This is a genomic window from Chryseobacterium sp. TB1-D10 (assembly GCF_059803555.1).
In genome coordinates this window covers 101,506-121,259 of sequence record NZ_JAPFHB010000008.1, presented here as the reverse complement: position 1 = coordinate 121,259, position 19,754 = coordinate 101,506, and the positions used below count along the sequence as shown (strand labels likewise).

Genomic DNA, 19,754 nt, shown 5'->3' with positions numbered 1-19,754 from the left:
AGACAAAAGCCTTTATATAAAGGCGTTTAAGGGTATTTTATAATTGTATGATATTTCAGTGTATTTTATTGTTTGGGTACACTAGGCACCCAACTTTTAAATCCTAATTCATTAATTATTAATGTTTTAGGATTTTTTTATAGAAGTATTTCGCTATTCATTTATTTGATAGTAAAATTGATGAATCTATCAAACTACTAATCAGTCACAGTAGAATTATATTCAGTTCCAAATAAAATATATTTTATCTTATTCCAAATTGGTTTGATATTTTTCGATGAAAAAGAAACTAATTTTTCACAGTCTCGTCTTTTAGATTTTCAATATAGTGAGAAGGTGTAACGCCGGTTTCTTTTTTAAAAGCAATTACAAAAACCTGCGAAGATGTGTAACCGCATTCTTCTGCAAGATAGCTGATCTTATATTCTCTGTATTTTATGTCGGTATTTAATTTCCGCATAATGTATTTGATTCTTAAACTATTGATGTAACCATTGAAATTATTATTTTTATGGATTCGAATAATCTCGGATAAATATTTTGGATTTGTATTTTTCTGATGAGACATAGAAGTGAGGCTCAAATCCTTTCTGAGAAATCTTTCAGATGCCTCAAAAGCGGCAAGTTTTTTTAAAAGCTTTCTTTCTGTGTCCGTTGATATATTTACTTTGCTTTTGTGGTCCAGATCTTCTTCAAAATCAAAATTTAGATTCTCCTCAGTCAATATTAATTCTTCCGGTTGTTTTTTTAATTGATAAATAATGACATTATTATCAGTGGATTTCCTGTTTCCTTTTTGAAAAAACACCCACATGGCAACCAAAGTTAAAGTTAAAAAAAGGATAGAAAAAATCAGAACTTTCCTCAAGCTTTCTTCGTGACTTTGTTTTGCATTTTCTATAGATTGTTTGATTTGAAGCCGTGAGTTTTCAATAATAGACTCTTTATCAATTTTATTAATACTATCATTTAAGTTTGAATAAAGCTTCAAGTATTGATTTTGCCTGGATATGTTTCCAAGAGATTCGTAAGAATCTTTCAGTTCTTTATAGATGACCAAACGCATCTTGGGATTGTTTTTGTGTTTTTCAATCTGTAGTGCTTTTTCAAAATACTCGAAACTTCTTTTATAATCTTTTTTCTTGTTGTAGAAAACTCCTATGGCTTTATAAGTCTCAAAATCAGAAGGTTCAAAATACTTAGGTTCTTTCTTCGAAAATTCCAGCACTTTTTTAAAATAAGGCTCAGCTTTTTCTAATTTGGCAGGTTGCAAAATATAGGTATATAAAATTCCCATATTCATATATCCCGTCATGAGAAGATTGTAGTAATTTCTTTTTTGTAACTCCGTTAATTTATTGGTTGGAGTACTTTCTATAACGTTTAAGCTTTTTTGTAAGTAATAAGAAATAGAATCGTTGGCATTTTCATTTCCATCGTACACTCCTGCAAAATTTGCATACACGTTAGACAGTTGCAAATGTTTCTCTGTCTGGTTACTTATTCTATTACCAAAAAAAAGAGACCTATGAAGGTTTTGTTTTGCTTCATTATAGAAATGCAATATGGAAGAAGCTTGCGCTCTGCAAAGATATATGGAACTCAAAGCTATGTTGTCTTTCATCCTCATTGCCAGATCTTCTGCAGAATGGCTGAATTGCAATGATATAAAATAATGACCGGTTTTCAGGTAGTATTTTTGCATCTCTAGTAAGCCTACTAAAATACCTTTTTTATAAAATTTGCTTTTGGAGTATAGATAAAGTTTCTTTATTTCATTAATGTCATTAGGTTTTATAGTCACATACTTATTAATAATTTCAATTTCTGAGAAATTATTAGTACGGCAGTAGCTCTTGAAGAATATGAAAAAGCAGAGTAAAAAAAGTATTTTTTTCAGATTCATAAGTGTTTTTTTTAAGGTATAAGCTGATGTATTTTCAATCCTATATAAAAAAATAAAGTAATGTTTTTTGTTTGTATTAAAATTTTAATACGATTAATGCATTATCATTACAATTATGTCAAAAATAAAAATATGATTTGCTTTGTGCCAACTTAAACAAGCATTTTTTCAGTTATAATGCTATTGAAATTTATATCTAAGCATTTGATATTCAATAGTTCTTATTTGTAAAATGATTAAAATAAATTATATTTTATATGTGTCATTTATCATTACTATAATTCAGCATTTATTCCATATTGTAATTGCATTATAAATTTTATTCTTTTAATATTGATGAAGTTTATATCAAAATACATATTCGTTTAGCAATAAATTTTGAATTAAAAACACAAAATGAAAACACAAGTGATGAAATATGAAGAAGTAAACCTTCTCCAATTGAGGAGAAGGTTTACCATTCTTTTTCTATTAATATTTTTTAGCATTCTATCAAAGGCCACAGACCTGAAAAAAAATGATACTAATACCATATACGGATTTAGCACAGACACGGTTTTAATTTTCACAAAGGATCTTTTAGTTGTTGCAAAAATTGATAAGGAAAGAATGAAAGAAATTCGAAATCAGGCTGGATCGAAACATCTTAGTAAAATTGATAAAAGCATTTTAAATGCTTCATTATATGGAAAAAATACAAATCCAAAATATATTACTTTAAATACCGGATCAAATAATAATTTAAATATTATTCAGAAAGACGGCAGTGTCATTTCCGGACAGAAATTGATTGATCTTGAGAATTCATTCCCAGAGAATACAAAAAGAATTTTGTTGATTTTCATGGCAATTATGTATTTTTTAACAATTTTATTTTGGTTTTATTTGAATAAGGAAAATAGAAATCTAAAGAAAAATTATTATAATCTTCTAGAGGAAATCGAGGTTACAAAAAATTATTCTTATTTGGTAGAAAATGAAACCGAGAATTTAAAAACTGTTGATGCTGATGTAGTCGTAACAAAGTCGTCTAGAGTACCAGTAATTACCGATGATACCATAAAACACATTCTTGCAAAGTTTGCAAAGTTTGAAAAGTCGCAACGTTACATAAAACAAGATATGAGCTTGTCCAATTTAGCCAGCTATCTTGATACTAATACAAAATATCTTTCAGAAATCCTCAAGTATCACAAGGGTAAAAAATTCAGTGATTATATAAATGGTTTGAGAATCAGTTATATATCGGATGTGCTTTCCAAAAATCCAACTTACAGAGAGTACAAGATCAGTTATCTTGCAGAAAGTTGTGGTTTCTCATCAAGAGAAGTGTTCGCCGTTGTGTTCAAAAAAGAGACCGGAATAACGCCTTCAGATTTTATTCATAATCTGAAGAAAGACTCCAAAGAGGAACCCCCTGCAAATATTATGGCTGTGCCAGGATAAAATATTTTATCATGAATTGTTACTATATTCAATAAAACAGTTCTGAAGTATCATTGTTGATTCACGGTTTCTTTGAGTAATAATAGAGTTATGTTTTGTTTGTAATGATTGATAACCATTTATTTACAGTGCTTTTTTACAGTTAGAATTTCTTGAAAAGCACACACTGTTTCATCTTATTATACAGCTAAATATATATTTCTTTGTGCGTTTTTAACAGTAGCAGAGTATATAAATAGTCTCAATTGATTTAAAAGCATAAAACACAAAAAATAAAAATACAATGATGAAAAATTTCCATTCTTTAGCAGAAGACTGTGCTCCTTACGGTTCTTTAAAAGGTATATATACTTCTCCTTCTTTTTTCGGTTATTAGAACAAAATATTTTCTAAGTCTACATTCAATTTAATTTTGAGGTAATCAATCTCTCTTGAATAAGAATATTTGTTTTGCTTTTATAATATAATCTTGTAATGAGATACATTAGTTATAGGCAAAAAACGAAATGAAAACACACACACACACTTAATGATGAAACAATTTTTAACATCTCTACCAATCCTTCCGCAAGGGCTCTTCGTGCAAAATGCACAATCACGAGTGCAACTATATTTCATAGTTCTTTTAATCGGTTTACTAAAAATTCACATGGCATCTCAACCTGTAATCTACTGGTTTATATAACGGTATAGAACATTATTAAAAATATTCAAATAAAAAGAATTAGTATAAAAAGACATTAAAATATGAAAAACCAATATAAATACGCATCTGCAGCTGGCATTTTTAAGATAAAAGCGGTAATGTTGTTTCTGTTTTTACTTCAGTCTTCGGGCTTTATATTCGCGCAAAACATTTCTAACCCTAGTTTTGAAATTTTAACAACTGCGGGAACATATCCTACGTCAGTTTCTCAAATGAACAGAGCCGCTAGCTGGATACAACCTACCGATGGTACTTGTGATTATTTTTACGGACCCCCTAATCCCGCAGATTACAGGATAAATGCTAATTCAAATACTATTTCCGCCCAGGATGGTGCTGCTTATATCGGTGGGTTTATGGAATTGTCAAATGTTAACAAGAATTATAAAGAATATATAACCAATAGATTATCAGCAAAGCTGACAGCGGGTGTTACTTATTCCATTAGTTTCTATACTATGCATTTGTTTGTTGCTAGTACTACTCCAGGTTTTGGTAGTATGCAATTTACAGACTTGCCTGCATCTGAAAAAGGTTTTATAGGACTTTGTTTTTCTGCGGCTGCGCCTACGGGCGCTGATACCAATCCAGTTGGTGCTAGTTCAAATGATGGAGGTATATACAATAGTTGGAATTCTACGAGGAGAACGCTGATACCTGCAAGCAATACTGCTGTGTATGGAGCAGGAAGCCGTAATACCTGGGTTCCGGTAACCTTATTGTATACAGCTGATGGTACAGAGGAATATATGACCATAGGGCAATGGCGTCAAGCATCAACTTCTCTTCCAGTAAACAATGTGGTCTATTATTTATTTGATAATTTTTCCCCTACAATTAACCCTGTAGCCAATTTAAGCAAAGGTGTATCACCATCATCCATTGCAGATGGTGGTACGGCAACTTATACCTTTACAGTAAGCAATACCCAGTCAGGAAGTGCTGCTTTATCCGGTATCAGCTTTACAGATTCGCTACCATCTGGTCTTCGCATCGCAAATACACCCAATGTAGTAGTTACAGGTCTTACCGGAGGTAGCACCACGGCTGTTGCAGGTGGTACCTCCATTGCCGCATCCGGATATTCTATTGCAGCCAACACCACAGCAACCATCACGGTAAATGTCACCAATGCCGCAGGACAGCTTAATGCAAGCTGTGGCAGCAATCCGGCAGCATTTACGAACTCTGCTGCCAATATAAGTAACCTAAGTTCAAACCTGAACAATACTGTAGGAAATGTATGTTTAGTGGTTACTCCATGTTCTACACCGCCTGCTTTTACTACCAATCTTACACCCGGCTCCGAATCTGTATGTCAAAATGCAACAGCAACTACTTTAAGCGTTGCAGCTACTGATGTTACCTACCAATGGTACAGTAACACCAGCAACAGCACTGTGGGTGGAACTCCGATCAGTGGTGCTACCAATTCTAGCTACACACCATCCACTTCAGCGCCTGGAACATTGTATTATTATGTAGTTATTGCAAAAAATACACAATTAGGATGTACTTTTACATCCAACATTCGTTCGGTTACGGTGAACGCCAATCCTACATTCACGACCAATCAGACCACAGGAACACAGACGGTATGCGAGAATATTAAGCCGGCAATATTAGCCGTAGCTGCAAATAATGTAACCTATCAATGGTACACCAATACAACTAACAGTAACATAGGAGGCACACCCATAAGCGGTCAGACCTCTTCAACTTATGATCCGCCGGTGTCTGGTCCGTTGGGAACCACTTATTATTATGCTGTTATTACCAGTACTACAACGGGATGTACTGCCGCTTCTAATGTAAGAGGTATCACCCGAAACCCTGCAACCACAATTACCACCCAACCGGACAGCACACCGCAAAACCTTTGTCAGAACGGTACCGGAGCAACTCTTACTGTTGCCGCAACAGGTACAGGAACAATTACCTATCAATGGTGGTACAGTACAGCTGCAACCGGAGGTGCGCTTACCAATATAGGGGTTACGGGTCAAAGTGCTTCCTACACCATACCGACTACCTCAGCCTTTGCTACAAGATATTATTATGTAGTGGTGAGCAGTACCTGTGGTACGGCGACATCTTCACCAAGAACACCCGTAACCGTGAATGCCAATCCCACGTTTACAACAAATCAGACAACAGGTACACAAACAGTATGTCAGAACAACGCAGCAACGGCACTCTCAGTAGTAGCCAGCAATGTTACATTTCAATGGTATAGCAATACTACCAACAGCAATATAGGTGGAACTCTCATATCAGGAGCAACTTCTAATACCTATACACCATCTACTGCTACACCGGGAACCACTTATTACTATGTAGTAATAACAAGTACAACCACAGGATGCTCTACTGCCTCCAATGTAAGAGGTGTAACAGTGAATCAGCTCATATCATCTCAGCCAAACAGTACTCCTCAGGATCTTTGTGTAGGCGGAACAGCTACAGCACTTACAGTAAGTGCTACCGGGGCTACCAATTACCAGTGGTATTACAGCGATGCACCTACAGGAGGCGCCTCTGTTCTCGTAAGTAGTGGAGCCGCTGCGACGAGCTATACACCGCCTACCACAACTGCATTTGCAACAAGATATTACTATGTAAATGTTACAGGAAGCTGTGGAACTGTAAGCTCATCACCCCGTACTCCTGTTACCGTATATGCTTATCCTACTGCGGTATCCGTAACCCCTGCAACGCAAACGGTGGCTTTCAACGGAACACCTGTCAATCTTACCGTAACTGCTATGGGTGCAACCTCATACCAGTGGTACAGCAATGCAACAAATAGCAATACGGGTGGCACACTGATCTCAGGAGCCAATACATCCAGCTACACGCCGCCCACCACAGTGGCAGGAACGCAATATTATTATGTGGTAGCTGCTAACGCTGGAAGTTGTAATACGTCATCATCTGCCGTACAAGTAATTGTAAACGCCTGTCCGGTAGGCGGCTCCACCCCGGCGGTAAACTCTAGTGTTGGCAATAACTGCCCTACAGCAACTGTAAATCTTAATACTCAGGCACACATAGGAACGGTACCGGCAAACAGTACTTTAGTTTGGTTTACTAATAATACGCATACCGGACCTGCGTATGCGACTCCTACGGCAGCAACAGCGGGAACTTATTATGCATTCTACTACAGCTCGGCAAGTAGCTGTTACTCTCCGGCTTCCTCTGCAGTAGTGGTAACCATCACAACATGTTCGCCTTGTAATGTAGCAGATCCTGTATCTATTAATCTGAATTTGTGGATCTCCGCTGGCACGGCGCCCGCAGGCTCTGTAAAACAATGGCACACCTCTGTCACGCCATCGGCTTCTACGCTTATTAGCACGGGTATTGTGCAGGCAACATCTACACCTACCAGCTATTGGGTATTTTATTACGATTCTGTCAACAACTGTTACAGCCCGGGAAGCAGAATAGTAGTCGTCGGCAATGCGTGCTGTAACTATCCTACGGTAGATCTTACGGCGCTTTCCCAGACAACTGCTCCGGCAGGCAGCCAGCTTGTATGGTACACAACAAACAACCATGTAAACAACACCAAAGTATCAGATCCCACTGATGTAGGTCTGGGTTTATATTTTCCATTCTTCTATGACGCGGTAAACGATTGCTATTCCCCAGTAGGTACGCCTGTACTGGTAGGTATAGATGACCAATGTACAACAGCTTGTTACAAGCCTGGACTTAATACGGGGGGCGCAATTCTGGATACCAAATTAGGAATCTCCGCATTGGGAAGAGCCGGAGCAGACGATAGAGACAACTGGCCTATGATACGAAAAGGCGGGCACATTGCCTTGGAATCCAAGACCAAAGCTTTCGTTCCAAACCGAGTAGCATTCTCAGATGCAGACAGCAATCCTGCTACATTGCCTACTCCAGTGGGTATAGACGCAGACAATTTTGTAGAAGGAATGATGGTGTACGATACCACCAACAAGTGTCTGAAAATCTATACCCTGAAAGAAGGAGACTCTACTATGGCTTGGCATTGTGTAACTACTCAAGCTTGCCCGGATTAGTATATCTATAATTTTTTTAACATACATAAATATATAATACTATGAAATATAATTTTTCAAAAATGATGAAAACAGTGGTTATAACCTGTTTTGCATTAATAACTTACAATATCAAAGCTCAGGGCGCAGATATTGTGCTTATGCTAGACAATAGTGGCTCTATTGATAATGCCAAATGGACAGATATGACCAATTCTGTCAACTCAATCATAGATAATATTTTAAACTGTAATTCTAGCAACAGGGTTGCTGTAGTACATTTCTCAGGTCTCAATACCAATACTTTTACTATACCAGAATCCGGAATTAGATCCAATCTCTTTATAGAGTCTAACTTTACAAACAATGCAACTAGTGCAAAAAATTTTTCCAGAAGAGGATGTGCCGCTACTGGGCAAACTTGTACTAATGGAACAGCTATGGGGGCAGGCACATATATGCACGAGTCTGCAGGTGTCCTTAAAACAGCATTGGATAACACTGCTATACCTAGCTATGGAGGTATACTAAGTACCCAGAAAACACTTACACGTAACGGCAGTAATAAGTTAATTGTTTTTTATTTCACAGATGCCCCCGTCAGAATAGGAACTTCATCAAGTTATCCTGACAGAGGTCTAGCGAATTCACTGACAAATTCTTATGCTGGAATGTTTCCTTTTTATAATCAGCTTAAAATCAGCAATAGTGCAGCTGTTGTTGTTTTAAGAGTACCTGGAGCAGCAGATGGTGTTAGTCCAGAAGCTACTGCTGTAGAAGTTGCTGCAGCGATAGCTTCTGTAGGAGGTACTTACACCGGGACCGTCTATTCCAATTCCGAAGATCCGGAAGGAAATGGTACAACACCTAGAAAGTTCATTCCGACAAATAATTTTTCTATATCTCCAGCAGAGCTGGCTTCAGTTCAAAATCAAGTCTGCAGTAGTACGTGTGCCGCTGGATCCACACCTCCAGTTATTAACGCCAATACCAATTAAAAAGAAGCAGAGATGCTTCCTCCGTCTCCAAGACAATGCGAGCTTACTGCTGTCATCCTGAGCCTGCCGAAGGATCTCAAAAATATTAATAATAATAAAAAAAACACCAATATGCCCATCTTACACAAAATCAAAGCTTATCTTTACGATAACCTTTTAACGAAAGACAATCCTAATGATTTCATCGCCCGCACAGTAAGCGAGCGCTCGCTCAATGTAAAACAGATCTGCGAAGCAGCAGTCAGCCGTGGTGGTGCAGATGTAACCGCCGCTTCTATGGAGCATGCCACAGATCTGTTCCTGAAAGAGATGGCTTACCAATTGTGCGACGGTTATTCAGTTAACACTGGTTATTTTACGGCTGGTACACAGATCCGCGGGGTATTTGACAGCCCCACAGAGACCTTCAACAGCCAGAAGCACAGCATCCTGTTCCAGTTCAACCAGGGGGAGAAGCTGAGAGCAGAGATCCCGAATATTGAGATCAGTATTCTGGGTGTTGCAGATGCGTCGTCTGTGATCCTACAGGTAACGGATGTGAAAAGCGGTACTGTGAATGATCTTCTGACACCGGGGCGTAACCTGAAAATTGCAGGGAACAAAATAAAAGTAGCAGGAGACAATCCTGCCAACGGCATCTACTTCGTCAATACAACAACGGAAGTCCGCACAGCGGTAGAGGCAAGCGATGTGGTAATCAACAATCCGTCGGAACTCATTGTCATCATCCCCGCAATTCCGGCAGGAACTTACAGGTTGGAAGTAGTGACGCAATATGCTGGCGCTAATATGCTAAAAGAGCCACGTACTGCAGTATTTGATAAATTATTAACTGTCATCTAATAGTAATACCCTTGCCAGCCACTTGGTAAGGTGCTTACCTCGCTCGAGGTATTCACCTTAACCCGCTCGAGGTAAGATGAATACCGAGGACGAGATCATATAATACTCTAAATACAAATATCTCAATGGAAAATACAATAGAAAAATTAATAGGAGCCGATCGGGAATTTGTTATCTGCAGGCTCGGGAAACCAGAAAACAATTCTAATAACGAAATAGTTTATCTGATGCAAACATCTTTCTTTGGCCTTTACAAAAAAAGACTCTATTTATTCTTTGATAATGAGTATTTGAGGGATTACTACATAGGCGCATGAATTCTACAATATAAATAGCTTTCCTAATATTCATAAGCAGTTCGAGGCTTACAAAACACAAATACACCCAAACAATGAAAAATATGATTTCGAGTACTTTATTTGTACTTACAACTCTTGCAACAGCGAAATCTCAGGTAGCCATAGGAAAAACCTCAGTCACCAACGCCTCAGTTTCCCTTGAGTTTACAGATGCTGAGAATAAGGGCATCATACTGCCATATATAGAGGACAAATCCTCCATCACAGAGAATGGATCTGTAATCTATGATAATTCTGATCATAAAGTAAAATACCTAAAAGATAACAGCTGGTTTGACCTCTCTGTAGATACTACCGGACAGGCAGATCTTAGCATTCAAAAGGAAAAAACCGAACTAGCCACTGCCAAAACAGGAATAGGGGCCAACAGCGATGCTGATTCTACCAATGGGATTCTTGTTCTTACGGATACTGACAAAGCTATGATACTGCCGAGAGTGGCAAGTCCGCATCTTAATATTATAAATCCTGCACCGGGAATGATGGTGTATGATACCACAAAACGCCAACTTGCCGTTTACAACGGTACAGTATGGTCTTTTTGGAAGCCATAATTACAGAATTACTTCTCTTTCGCATCATTAAATAATAATTGCATCAAGGCAATGGTATCTCCTGATACCATTGCTTTTTTTTGATGCCTGTAGCAGTACTGTCTTTAAGGGTGATATATCTATAACATAATAAATTATTTTGAATGTATTGGTAATATTATAGTTGTTTTTTGATAAAATATTTAATAGAAATAAATTATTGTTGATTATTTATAATTAAACAAAGATTTTTATTGTGTTTATGTGTAGTGTGTTTTTCGGAATATCTTACATGGTTGGTTAATAATCTTATATCTATGGTGGTAAATTGCTAAAGAATTCGCAACGATTTATGATTATTTAATATGATTCTTTCGATTCGTGATTGTAACGGCAACGGTAACGTCCGGAAATTTGGAATGGCTATGATTTTTAAAGCAATCCTAGACTTTTTGATGATGAAAAATATAATATTGGTAAATTTCATACTATTTACCGGATTTTTTCCACAGGCTCAAGTGGGAATCAATACGGAAACCCCTCAAGCGACCCTGGATGTTACAGGCAAACCAACAGATAATACAGTACTGGATGGGATCATACCACCACGGCTGACAGGTGCACAACTGAGAGCCAAGACCTACACAGCTACACAGACCGGAGCAATGGTCTATGTAACCGCTGCCGACACATCGCCTGCCGGACAGACTATAGATGTAACTTCTACAGGATATTTTTACTTTAATGGTACCAAATGGATAGCAGCGGGTTCGGGATTTGGTGCCGAACAAGACGGTATTATCGGAAACGAGGTAACAGCTGCCACCACCAATGGCGGGCTGGAGAGAGCAGGGTCAGGAACTGCGGTAAGTCCCTATACACTTGGGCTTACCAGCGGAACTACTATAGGGGATCTTATGACATGGAACGGGACACAGTGGCTGCCTTCTGCTGCGGTTAACATATACAATACAAACGGCAGCCTTATAGGCGCTCGGGCATTAACGCTTAATGGATTTCAACTATCATTTTTGGGATCTCAACAAAGAACATATTGGTCTCCTCAAGGAGTTCTTTTCCAGTCTGGAACCAGCACAAATAAAAATGCTAATATCGCTTTAATCGCTCTTGATAATAATTCTAATGGTATAACTTCTAGGCTTGATTTTGCCATCTACCCGGAACAGCCCGCATATATTTATGCAGGTGAAGAATCTACGGCATTAGAGATAGGGAGCGATCAAACTACAAATCCCACTCCTATCATTTTTACAACAAGTATGGGAGGAAATGCTTTTGGTTCAGAAAAAATAAGAATCACTGCGCCGGGAAGCATGGGAATTAATACACAGGTTCCTACAGAAAAATTAGATCTCGCTGGCATTGCAAGAATAAGAAATCTGCCGGCTAATGGTGCTGCAAATGCTATTAATACGACTTCCACAGGAGGTGCATCTGCTTCCCAGAACCAGACTTTTACAGCTACCAAAACAGTTGTTGCCGATGCCAATGGTGTATTGGGCTATGTAGATGGTCCTCCTTTTTATCAGAATATCCGCGGTAATGTAAAAACTATAACAGGCGGCTACTCTATCGATGCAACAGATTATCTCATCGTTACAAACGTAGCATCAGGAGGATCAACTATTACGTTCCCTAACTTAACTGCAGCAGATGCAGGCAGAACTATACTTGTATTTAATAACAACTCATCCGGAGCCGCTAACACTCTTGTGGGAACAACTACAATACTTGGCCAGGTGGGCAACAATGCTTTGCGAGGCCGAACCCTCGTATGGACAGGGTCTGTATGGACGTCGATCGGTTTATAGCTTCATGTTTAATTTTTAATAATACAATCATGAAAAAAATACTCTACTTCATTACAATATTAGCAGGAATCATATTACTAAGAGCGCAATTGCTCTCTAATATGCCTATTGCTCCTAATATTGGGAATTCTAATGTATTTCTGGATGGCAGCACCAATTTCAGTGTTGAGGCTGGGGCACTTCCATATTCAGGAAAAGGGATTGTGATCCCAAGTGTGGATCTTATCAATTTCGAATTCGATCTTACACTGGCTGATGGTGCTACATTCCCAACTTATTTTGATGGGATGATAGTTTACAACAGGTCTACAGGCACTACGCTGGTCACAGGTCAAAGGTCTTCTACTGCAACCGAAGTATTCCCAGGCTATTACTATTTCTATAATCCCACTGGCTATAACAGCCAGAATGTTACAGGAGGCCGCTGGCGACCTATAGGTGACCCAAGGGTCTTTGTAGGAACTACCGAGACTGTTACCAATACGATCCTTATCAGTTCGCAGATCTATGCAGTAAAAGGACAGTTTACAGTGACCACAGGAAGCACGGCCATTACGTTGGCTCATCCGCCGGGAATATCGAGTATCTATAGAATTACAATTTATAAAGATGGGGTAGCCTATGCCAACAGTCTGTATTCTTATGACAAAGCTACTGGCGCAGCTGTCACTGGGTCGCCCGGGATATCAGCTACTTATCCGGCTGGTACATACGATTACACTTTAGAATATCTTAAATAACCTTCTGAGATTAAATATTATTAAAATTAAAACTATGTCTAAAATTTATTTTTCACTATTACAAATAATATCAAGCCTAATACAACTTGGTTGTGGTCTGGTGCAAAATGGGACAGAGTTTTTTATGGGTAATCAGTCCAAAACCTTTACCATTAAATATCATTTATGCGTGCTCTTTTTCGGGATTCTAGGTTTTTGGGGAGCTGCTCAGGCACAATCATTAGAATTTACTTCAGGAGATGGTAATCCAACGGCAACAAATGGTCCTGCTCAGACGACAAATATCAGATTCCGATATAATAATGATAATCCGTCAGGAAATACTTTCCAGACCTATACTCCGGCAGTTACAGCAAGCTATCAATTGACTAATCAGCAATTTACATTTGCACCCATATCCACAAATCGTCCTGTTAATTTTGGCTATACGACTACAGGTGGCACATCGGTATTTCAAAGCTTAGACACTTACGGAGCTCCGTCCGCGGCTTGGTATACTTCCAATGGCGCCTCTACTGGCACGGGAATAAATACCACCAGTAACTTTGGAGTCGTGCTAAATGCAAATACAACGCCATTGCGTGTTTCCGGCGCAGCTACTAGTGTAACTCAACATTGGATGAGTGACCTTGTTGTAACTTTCAGCCAGCCGGTTAACAATCCTATCCTGCATATCGCCGGTATGGGAGGAACGGTTAGCACATTTGGGTTTTCTCAGGAGTATGATGTTATTTCATCTAATACTTCTGTTACACTGACAAGACTGTCCGGTTCCAATGCCTTTGGAGTTACCGGTACCAAAATCAACAATACTGCTACAGCAATGGCGGCAACCGGAACTAATAACTCAGGAAGCGGATCTGTAATGATCAACGGAACAGGTATTGCTACATTAACCATTAGGGTGTATATCCGGGGAGATGGATCCAGTGCAGCATCGACATCCTGGGCAACATCTAATACCGCAATAGACTCTGGGGATACTGCTACTCTCGGCTTTTCATTTGCAAGTACTTCCGGCAACTGCATTACCACACCACCAAGCACTACTGCCCAAAATCTATGTTTAGGAGGATCAGCAACTCCAATTTCTGTTACGGCTACCGGCGCAACATCTTATCAGTGGTATTACAGCGATGCTGCAAACGGCGGAACCATTACCACTGTAACCGGAGCAACATCCGCAAGTTATACACCGCCAACTACAGCTACATTTGCAACAAGATATTATTTCGTAACAGTAGAAACCTCTTGTGGTACATATAGCTCATATCCCAGAAGCCCTGTCACAGTGAATGCTAATCCTGCTTTTACAACCAACCTTACTGCAGGGACTCAAACTGTTTGTTTGAATGGAACGGTTACAGCACTTACAGTTGCAGCAGCAGCGGGTAACACATATCAATGGTACAGCAATACAACTAACAGCAATACAGGAGGAACTGTTATATCAGGCGCTACATCAGGAACCTATACGCCACCTTCTACAACAGCGGGAACTACCTATTACTATGCTGTCATTACCAATACAACCACAGGGTGTAGCACACCATCAAATGTGAGAGGTGTGATCGTACTTCCTGAACTTGCGATTACTACACAGCCTGCCAGTGCTGCGCAGAACCTATGTTTAAATGGTTCTGCACCAACTCTTAGTGTTGCTGCTACAGGAGCAAGTACTTACCAGTGGTCTTACAGTACAGCAGCTACAGGCGGAACCATAACGGCGGTAAGCGGAGCAACATCTGCCAGCTATACAATTCCGACGACGGCTACATTTGCAACAAGGTATTATTTTGTAACAGTTTCAAACGGCACTTGTTCAGTGTCATCTTCACCGCGAACACCTATCACAGTGAATGCTAATCCTGCTTTTACAACCAACCTTGCTGCAGGGACTCAAACTGTTTGTTTGAATGGAACGGTTACAGCACTTACAGTTGCAGCAGCAGCGGGTAACACATATCAATGGTACAGCAATACAACTAACAGCAATACAGGAGGAACTGTTATATCAGGCGCTACATCAGGAACCTATACGCCACCTTCTACAACAGCGGGAACTACCTATTACTATGCTGTCATTACCAATACAACCACAGGGTGTAGCACACCATCAAATGTGAGAGGTGTGATCGTACTTCCTGAACTTGCGATTACTACACAGCCTGCCAGTGCTGCGCAGAACCTATGTTTAAATGGTTCTGCACCAACTCTTAGTGTTGCTGCTACAGGAGCAAGTACTTACCAGTGGTCTTACAGTACAGCAGCTACAGGCGGAACCATAACGGCGGTAAGCGGAGCAACATCTGCCAGCTATACAATTCCGACGACGGCTACATTTGCAACAAGGTATTATTTTGTAACAGTTTCAAACGGCACTTGTTCAGTGTCATCTTCACCGCGAACACCTATCACAGTGAATGCTAATCCTGCTTTTACAACCAACCTTGCTGCAGGGACTCAAACTGTTTGTTTGAATGGAACGGTTACGGCACTTACAGTTGCTGCGGCAGCGGGTAACACATATCAATGGTATAGCAATACAGCTAACAGCAATACAGGAGGAACCGTTATATCAGGCGCTACATCAGGAACTTATACGCCGCCTTCTACGACATCAGGAACTACCTATTACTATGCTGTCATCACCAATACGACCACAGGGTGTAGTACCTCATCAAACGTAAGAGGTGTCACTGTTAACGGAATCACTTCTCAGCCAATTACTTCCCAAACAGTCTGTCAGTTTACAATGGCATCCACTATTAGCGTGGTGACGACTACGCCTGCTACGGCATATCAATGGTATTATAATACAACCAATACAAATGTGGGAGGTACACTTATCACTGGAGCTACGGCATCTTCCTATACACCGCCTACTGCTAATTTGGGAACACTATATTATTTTGTTCAGGTAACTGTTGGCGGGTGTGTTGTAAGATCTGCAACATCAGAAGTGATTGTCAATTGCATTTTAGATTCAGACAATGACGGAGTAGCGGATTACCTGGATCTTGATGATGATAATGATGGAATATTAGATGCGAATGAGATGACCTGTGTAACTCTTAACGCTGTACAGCCAACTCCGGCGGGTGCGGTCAGCTCTTATTCAGGAACAGGGATTCCATTATTTAATGCTACTTTTAGAATATCTACGGTACAAACTGCTGCTTATACGTATGTGGCAAATTTATTCGGATACACAAATGTTACAGCAGTTGCTGCACAGACCAATACAGGCAGCCCGGTGAATAGTATTACATTCAACCGCCCTGTTTATAGTCTAGACACTGCTTTGGATGATGTCGACGGTTCTGAAACTGCAACTTTGAGATTATATGATGAATCCAATAACCTGATTCCCGGATCTGTTGTTCAGCAATATGTGGTTTTCATTGGTAACCAGATAGGCAGTGTGAATTATCCGGCAGGTCAGAGTATTAATGTGGTAGGTACTGCTGTGTCAAGTACCACTGTTCAGTCTGCTGTAAGAATGACATTTCCAAAAACAATAGGAATTTCCAGAATAGAATACGAGCAACTGACTATGCAAAGTGGCGGATCTAATAATGGCCTTATTCTCATGAATGGCTGTGTGGATGTAGATACGGATGGGGATGGTACATGGAACAGGTATGACCTCGATTCCGATAACGATGGTTGTCTTGATGCTGTAGAGGGAGATGAAAATGTGACTGTTGGACAATTAGTAACAGCTGCTCCAGGGCTTACTTCAGGAACAGGATCCCCAGCACTCAACCAAAACCTATGCAACACTAGCAGCTGCGTAAATTCTAATGGTGTTCCTAGTATTGTGAACTCAGGAGGAGCAGCGGATATTGGCGGAGATGAAGGTCAGGGTATTGGCGAATCGCAAAATGTGTCGCTTGGATGTAGTCCTGTAACCTGTAGTGTGAATATGTATTTGTCGCAAAATGCTAATACCCAATTATTTCTTTTTGATAGATCTACCAATCCTATCACCTATCCACCAATTGGATCTGCCTCAGGAATACAGTACAATGCTATCGCCATCAGTCCCATTAATGGTGAAATGTATGGTATGAAAAACGCATCCCGAACATTAATAGGTATTAATAGCAATGGAACTTTTGTAGAATTAGGAGATATTACAGGAATGCCGGCAGGTACAACATTTTCTTACAATACAGGCGAGATAGATGATCAGGGAAATTATTATGTAACTCCGGCGGGATCTGGTGTAACAACAATGTATAAAATTAACATTGCAACCAAAACGGCTACAACAATTACCTTGTCACAAGGATTACAAATATCAGATCTTGCTTACAACATTAATGACGGAAAACTTTACTCTGTCAATATAGATGGCAGATTTCTTTCAATCAATACAACTACAGGTCTTGTAACTTTTATTGGAACCACAACAGGTCCTATGACTTTTGGTGCTATGTTTGGAAGTCCATCCGGTATTTTTGGAGCAGACAATAATGGTGGTCTCTACCAAATTGATGTTGCTACCGGTGTAAAGATCAAGATATCTGATTCTCCTGCAAGTGGTACAAATGATGGGGCACACTGTGTAACTATGCCTATTACGTTTGATGCTGATTTGTATGTTACCAAAACAGATAATACACAATTTTATACCCCGGGATCTAATACTGTTTACACTATAGTTGTGGGTAATAATGGGATATTCGGTGCGCAAAATGCTCATGTAACCGATAGTGTTCCAACAGGTATTCCAAATGCCAATATGACATATACTGCAGTTGTATCCAGCGGAAGCACAACTACAGTTACCGGAACGATGACAGGAGCTATCAATGATTATGTATCATTACCTATAGGTGGTACCGTCACCTATACAGTAACAGTATCTGTGCCTCTTAATTTTACAGGCAGTCTAAGCAATACAGCGACTATAACTCCATCCTCTGCAACATCTGATAACAATTTAGCTAATAATACTGCAACAGATACAGATATGAAGATAATTACAGCGTGCGATCCTGTAGTTTGGTATCATACCGATGATGATAAATTATACGCCGCAGATGTTAATACCGGAGTGTCTACTTTGGTTTGTAATAATTTCTATACAATAGGAGAAGGTGTGTTTGATATCGGATTTAATACCAGCGGGATTTTATATAGCGTAAATTATAATTTCTCCGAAGGAAAATCATATTTCTACAGATTCAACACCTCCAATTGCACCTTTACTAAACTTACGAATACAGGCGGCATAGAGCTAGCAGCAGGAAGCAATTCTCTCTCCTTCTTACCAGATGGTACAGCCTTGTTAGGAAATAATTTCAATACTACAATCCAAAGAATAACATTATCTGGCAATAATTATACAGTCAGCAACTGGTATACAATTACGGATCCAAATGCCTCCATCTCGGGTGGGGATTTCATCTTATTCGAGGGCAAAATCTATGCAGCAATGCTTAATAGCTCACTAGAGAACTATATGTATGAACTGGCATTAGACCCATCTTATAATGCAACAAGTATCCAAAACATATATCCAGACACTTCTGGCCTTTCAGAATACATGTTTGGAATGGCACAAAGCGGAGGGGATTTATATGGTGGATTTACAGACAATACAGTCAGAAGGCTAATTTTTTCACCAGGGTCGATGACTTTTTCAGCTAATGTTTTGAACGCTCCAGCATCCGGACAAATCTATGGAATGACAAGTCTTCAGGAAGCTTTCGGAGTTCAGAATCCGGTCATAACATCTGATCCGGCCGCAACAAACGGAACGCTTGCAGTGTGTACTATCATACCGATATCAGTTGAACTTACTTCATCTTTATCAACAGGAATCCAATGGTATAAAGATAATGTACTTATCCCAGGAGCTACATCACAAACCTACACTGCTAGTGCCCTTGGATCCTACACCGTTGCATATACTCAGGCTAATAGTTGTATTTATATTGCAGATCCAATTATAATTACCGGAGGAGGCAGCTGTGCTTGTTATAAACCTGGGGCAACAACAGGAGGAGCTATACTGGATACCCAAGTAGGCATCACGTCTCTTGCCAGAGCCGGTGTGAATGCAGATAACTGGCCAATGGTAAGAAAAGGAGGTTGGATCGCTTTGGAATCCAAAACAAAAGGATTTGTCCTGAATCGTGTTGCTTTTTCCGATGCTGATAATAATGCTGCTACGCCGGATGTCCCTATCGGCATAAACTCAACAGAATTTGTAGAGGGAATGGCTGTCTATGACATAACCGATAACTGCCTGAAAATTTATACCTCACAAGATAACGGAAACACTTTCAACTGGTATTGCATCTCTGTTCAGACATGTCCGGATTTGTAATAAAACCTTAT

10 protein-coding genes and 1 pseudogene are annotated in these 19,754 nt (G+C 39.5%); 10 read left to right on the top strand and 1 reads right to left on the bottom strand.

All coding sequences use genetic code 11. From position 1 onward, the window contains the following. Window positions 1-289: 289 nt before the first annotated feature. Window positions 290-1,705, bottom strand: coding sequence for a helix-turn-helix domain-containing protein (locus tag OPU68_RS12295; RefSeq protein ID WP_498474282.1), 1,416 nt, complete (start codon window positions 1,703-1,705; stop codon window positions 290-292). Window positions 1,706-2,302: 597 nt separating this feature from the next. On the opposite strand from OPU68_RS12295, the gene OPU68_RS12290 reads away from it, so the two are divergent. The 10 genes and pseudogenes from OPU68_RS12290 (at window position 2,303) to OPU68_RS12245 (ending at window position 19,743) form a co-directional block, all read left to right on the top strand. Beyond that, a complete protein-coding gene (locus tag OPU68_RS12290) occupies window positions 2,303-3,352 on the top strand; it encodes a helix-turn-helix domain-containing protein (RefSeq protein ID WP_498474281.1) in 1,050 nt (349 codons plus the stop codon). 747 nt (window positions 3,353-4,099) lie between these two features. After that, complete coding sequence (locus tag OPU68_RS12285) at window positions 4,100-8,116, top strand: beta strand repeat-containing protein (protein WP_498474280.1); 4,017 nt, start codon at window positions 4,100-4,102, stop codon at window positions 8,114-8,116. A 41-nt stretch (window positions 8,117-8,157) separates the two neighbouring features. Next, window positions 8,158-8,394 (top strand): annotated as a pseudogene (locus tag OPU68_RS12280) (VWA domain-containing protein); the annotation flags it as partial. Window positions 8,395-8,535: 141 nt separating this feature from the next. Then, window positions 8,536-9,093: a hypothetical protein gene (locus OPU68_RS12275; RefSeq protein WP_498474416.1), complete on the top strand. Its 558-nt coding sequence runs from the start codon at window positions 8,536-8,538 to the stop codon at window positions 9,091-9,093. Between the two features lie 12 nt (window positions 9,094-9,105). Continuing rightward, on the top strand, window positions 9,106-9,936 hold the full coding sequence (locus OPU68_RS12270) for a DNA-binding domain-containing protein (protein WP_498474279.1): 831 nt from the start codon (window positions 9,106-9,108) through the stop codon (window positions 9,934-9,936). A 125-nt stretch (window positions 9,937-10,061) separates the two neighbouring features. Next, entirely contained in the window at window positions 10,062-10,253 is a 192-nt protein-coding gene (locus OPU68_RS12265; RefSeq protein WP_498474278.1) for a hypothetical protein, read from the top strand. Window positions 10,254-10,327: 74 nt separating this feature from the next. Beyond that, a complete protein-coding gene (locus OPU68_RS12260; RefSeq protein ID WP_498474277.1) occupies window positions 10,328-10,849 on the top strand; it encodes a phage tail-like protein in 522 nt (173 codons plus the stop codon). Window positions 10,850-11,286: 437 nt separating this feature from the next. Beyond that, window positions 11,287-12,660, top strand: coding sequence for a phage tail-like protein (locus tag OPU68_RS12255; protein ID WP_498474276.1), 1,374 nt, complete (start codon window positions 11,287-11,289; stop codon window positions 12,658-12,660). A 29-nt stretch (window positions 12,661-12,689) separates the two neighbouring features. After that, window positions 12,690-13,400 carry a hypothetical protein gene (locus OPU68_RS12250; RefSeq protein WP_498474275.1) on the top strand — a complete coding sequence of 237 codons (711 nt, stop codon included), beginning with the start codon at window positions 12,690-12,692 and terminating at the stop codon, window positions 13,398-13,400. 34 nt (window positions 13,401-13,434) lie between these two features. Continuing rightward, entirely contained in the window at window positions 13,435-19,743 is a 6,309-nt protein-coding gene (locus OPU68_RS12245) for a beta strand repeat-containing protein (protein WP_498474274.1), read from the top strand. Window positions 19,744-19,754: the final 11 nt, after the last annotated feature.

Excerpts from the sequence above, each read along its gene's own strand:
- OPU68_RS12295 (WP_498474282.1), bottom strand. The coding sequence starts at position 1,705 with ATGCAAAAATACTACCTGAAAACCGGTCATTATTTTATATCATTGCAA.
- OPU68_RS12290 (WP_498474281.1), top strand. The coding sequence starts at position 2,303 with ATGAAAACACAAGTGATGAAATATGAAGAAGTAAACCTTCTCCAATTG.
- OPU68_RS12285 (WP_498474280.1), top strand. The coding sequence starts at position 4,100 with ATGAAAAACCAATATAAATACGCATCTGCAGCTGGCATTTTTAAGATA.
- OPU68_RS12275 (WP_498474416.1), top strand. The coding sequence starts at position 8,536 with ATGGGGGCAGGCACATATATGCACGAGTCTGCAGGTGTCCTTAAAACA.
- OPU68_RS12270 (WP_498474279.1), top strand. The coding sequence starts at position 9,106 with ATGCTTCCTCCGTCTCCAAGACAATGCGAGCTTACTGCTGTCATCCTG.
- OPU68_RS12265 (WP_498474278.1), top strand. The coding sequence starts at position 10,062 with ATGGAAAATACAATAGAAAAATTAATAGGAGCCGATCGGGAATTTGTT.
- OPU68_RS12260 (WP_498474277.1), top strand. The coding sequence starts at position 10,328 with ATGAAAAATATGATTTCGAGTACTTTATTTGTACTTACAACTCTTGCA.
- OPU68_RS12255 (WP_498474276.1), top strand. The coding sequence starts at position 11,287 with ATGAAAAATATAATATTGGTAAATTTCATACTATTTACCGGATTTTTT.
- OPU68_RS12250 (WP_498474275.1), top strand. The coding sequence starts at position 12,690 with ATGAAAAAAATACTCTACTTCATTACAATATTAGCAGGAATCATATTA.
- OPU68_RS12245 (WP_498474274.1), top strand. The coding sequence starts at position 13,435 with ATGTCTAAAATTTATTTTTCACTATTACAAATAATATCAAGCCTAATA.